This is a genomic window from Microcystis sp. LE19-131.1A, from assembly GCF_027532015.1.
GTDB classification, from domain to species: domain Bacteria; phylum Cyanobacteriota; class Cyanobacteriia; order Cyanobacteriales; family Microcystaceae; genus Microcystis; species Microcystis ichthyoblabe_A.
Genome location: NZ_JAPZSS010000167.1, coordinates 1 through 2,442 on the forward strand (window position 1 = coordinate 1; position 2,442 = coordinate 2,442).

The window sequence follows — 2,442 nt, forward strand, 5'->3', positions numbered from 1 at the left end:
TAGAATTTTATCATCAAGATACAGGAATCGGAGACGACGTTTTGGTCTGAGATTTAATTTAATCGCTGGCATTTACAACTACGAACTTGCTTTAGGCTATAATCAAGTAGCTGAATAAGACTTTTGCAGGAGGTCTAGTAATTACTTTTGAGGTTTCCCCGGCGGCAAAACTCACTACCCCACTGGGTAAGACTCCCCCAGCAAAATCCGTGGCATTGGCAGGATTGGTTCCGCTGCCGGTAACTGCCCAACTGACGTTATTGGTTCCCGTGGTATTAACCGCACGAGTGACGGTGAAAGTAAAGGCTTTACTGCCACTGTTGCCCTCGGTTTGACTGGCACTGGTGGCGGCAATGGCGAGGGTGGGAACTGTGGGACCACCCACATTTAAGGCCCACAATTCCTGACCGTTAACGCCGTTATTGGCAGTGAAGAACAAAGTATTGCCCACTACCTTCAGACTGCTGGGGCCGTAGCCAGAGGCACCGGGGATGATGTCGCCCACCAGAACCGTACCGGCCGCCGTGCCGTCGCTCCTCCACAATTCAATACCGTTCACGACGTCAAAAGCAGTGAAGTACAGGGTACTGCCCACTGCTGTTAGATAGCGGGGGTTGGAGCTAGAGGAACCGGGGTCGATGTCTCTGACCAGAACCGTACCCGCGGCCGTGCCGTCGCTTTTCCACAATTCAATACCGTTAACGCCGTCATCGGCAGCGAAGAACAGGGTACTGCCCACTGCCGTCAGATAGCGGGGGAAGGACCAAGAGCCAGGGTTGATATCTTTGACCAGAACCGTACCAGTCGCCGTGCCGTCGCTTTTCCACAATTCTTGACCGTTCACGCCGTTATCGGCAGTGAAGAACAGGGTACTGCCCACTGCCGTCAGATTTTCAGGGAAGGACCCAAAGGAACCGGGGCGGATATCCTTGACCAAAACCGTACCGGCCGCCGTGCCGTCGCTCTTCCACAATTCCTGACCGTTCACGTCGTCATCGGCAGTGAAGTACAGGGTACTGCCCACTGCCGTCAGACGGTTGGGGGAGCGGATGTCGGCCACCGCAACTGTACCGGCTACCGTGCCGTCGCTCTTCCATAATTTATGTTGCAAACCGTTGTTATAGGCAGTGAAGAACAGGGTATTGCCCACTGCCGTCATATTGCCGAACAAGGCACCGGGAGCGGCAAAGTTGTCACTGACCAGAACCGTACCGGCCGCCGTGCCGTCGCTCTTCCATAATTCCCTCGAGCCGATATTGAAGAACAGGGTATTGCCCACTGCCGTCAGATAGCGGGGGAAGGAGCCAGAGGAACCGGGGCGGATATCTTTGACCAAAACCGTACCGGCCGCCGTGCCGTTGCTCTTCCATAATTCTTGACCGTTAAGGCCGTCACGAGCGGTAAAGAACAGGGTGTTGCCCACTGCCGTTAGATAGCGGGGGGAGCGGATGTCGGCCACCGCAACTGTACCGGCTACCGTGCCGTCGCTCTTCCATAATTCATAACCGTTAACGTCGTCATCGGCGATGAAGTACAGGGTACTGCCCAGTGCTGTCAGATTTTTGGGGTAGGAGCTAAAGGCACCGGGACGGATATCTACTAAAAAAGGAACGGAGCCGTCGTCGTCAACAATAGTCACGGTTGCCGTAGATGGAGTGCCGAGAGTAGCTCCGTTGGTGGGATTGGAGAGGGTGACAGTAAAGTTTTCGTTCGGTTCTACCGTTGTATCTCCCTGGACGTTAACAGTAATCACTTTACTGGTTTCCCCCGCCGCAAAACTCACGGTTCCTGATGGTAACAATCCCCCAACAAAATCGGCAGCGTTGGCGGGATTGGTTCCCGTGCCAGTAACTGCCCAAGTGATGTTATTGGTTCCGGTGGTATTGCCAGAACGAGTGACGGTGAAGGTAAAGGCTTTGCTGCCACTGTTGCCCTCGGTTCGACTGCTGCTGGCGGCAGCAATGGTAAAAGCAACATCGTCATTGGTAATTGTTCCCGTCACTGGAGTGGTCGTACCTACTGTATAACCTGTCCCCGCAGCAAGGGTTAAAGCAACAGTTTCGTTATTTTCAACTATTGTGTCAGCAGTGGGGTCAACTGTTACAGTCGCAGTCGCTGAATTAGCAGCAAAGGTGACAGTATTGGTAGTCCCTGTACGAGTGTAGTCGGTATTAAGAGTCGCTGTCCCTCCGAGGGTGTAATTGACTGTTAAGGGATTGGTTGTTACACCAGAACGGGTGAAGGTATAGACTAAGTTAGCTGTCCCATCTTCTGTCACGCTACTGGGAGAAATAGAAAGAATAACAGTTTGTGCATTAGTAAAGTCACTAACATCAAGAATCTGCAAGCCATAGCCTTCATCAGCTACGTAAGCGTAGTTACCGACTACTTGCACATCCCTAGCAGAGCCAGAAGTATCATAATTACCCTTAAGAGTAGGTG

At 52.6% G+C, this 2,442-nt stretch carries 1 protein-coding gene and 1 pseudogene; one reads left to right on the forward strand and one right to left on the reverse strand.

Translation table 11 applies throughout. The annotated features are described in order from the left end of the window. Window positions 1-118 (forward strand): annotated as a pseudogene (locus tag O9323_RS13370) (IS5/IS1182 family transposase); the annotation flags it as partial. On the opposite strand, the gene O9323_RS13375 reads toward O9323_RS13370, so the two are convergent. Next, the coding region (locus O9323_RS13375; RefSeq protein WP_288125270.1) for an ELWxxDGT repeat protein at window positions 92-2,442 on the reverse strand (2,351 nt) is incomplete at its 5' end. The pseudogene O9323_RS13370 and the gene O9323_RS13375 sit on opposite strands and share 27 nt — an antisense overlap.